Origin of the sequence: Lysobacter sp. TAB13, from assembly GCF_052113885.1 — a bacterium.
Taxonomy (GTDB): Bacteria; Pseudomonadota; Gammaproteobacteria; order Xanthomonadales; family Xanthomonadaceae; genus Lysobacter; species Lysobacter gummosus.
This window is the reverse complement of record NZ_JBFRDR010000285.1, coordinates 1-407: the sequence shown is the minus strand read 5'-3', so window position 1 is coordinate 407 and position 407 is coordinate 1. Positions and strand designations below refer to the sequence as shown.

Annotated in this window: 1 protein-coding gene; it reads left to right on the top strand. The window is 60.4% G+C overall.

Translation table 11 applies throughout. From position 1 onward, the window contains the following. Positions 1–227: 227 nt before the first annotated feature. Positions 228–407 (top strand): hypothetical protein (locus AB4Y92_RS26195; RefSeq protein ID WP_441822279.1); only part of this gene is annotated, 180 nt, incomplete at its 3' end.

Below are 407 nucleotides of genomic sequence, written 5' to 3'. Positions count from 1 at the left end.
GCATCTTCGCTAAGCTGTGTCGCAATGGAAGAGCTGGTTCGACGGGCTGCAATCCGATTTAGCGCTCCAGAAAGCTGGCAGCCGCGCTGCGCCAGGAGCGGACTTCCGCACACTACCCCCCGAAGTTCTGCTTATTGAGTGAGAGCAGACCATCGCGGCTGGGTTTCCGGCGGACACAACCTTCTGAGATCGTGATACATAAACGCGGGTGTTACGCTGGCGCCCTCATGAACGCCAAATCTGCCGTCAAATCTGCCCCGCCGAAGGCCTGTTCATACATCCGGTTCTCGTCCCCGGAACAGGCCATGGGCGGCTCCCTTCGCCGTCAGACGGTGTTAGCGCGGGCATGGTGCGAGGCTAGAGGGATCAGCCTCGACGACACCCTTCATGACCTCGGCGTCTCAGGT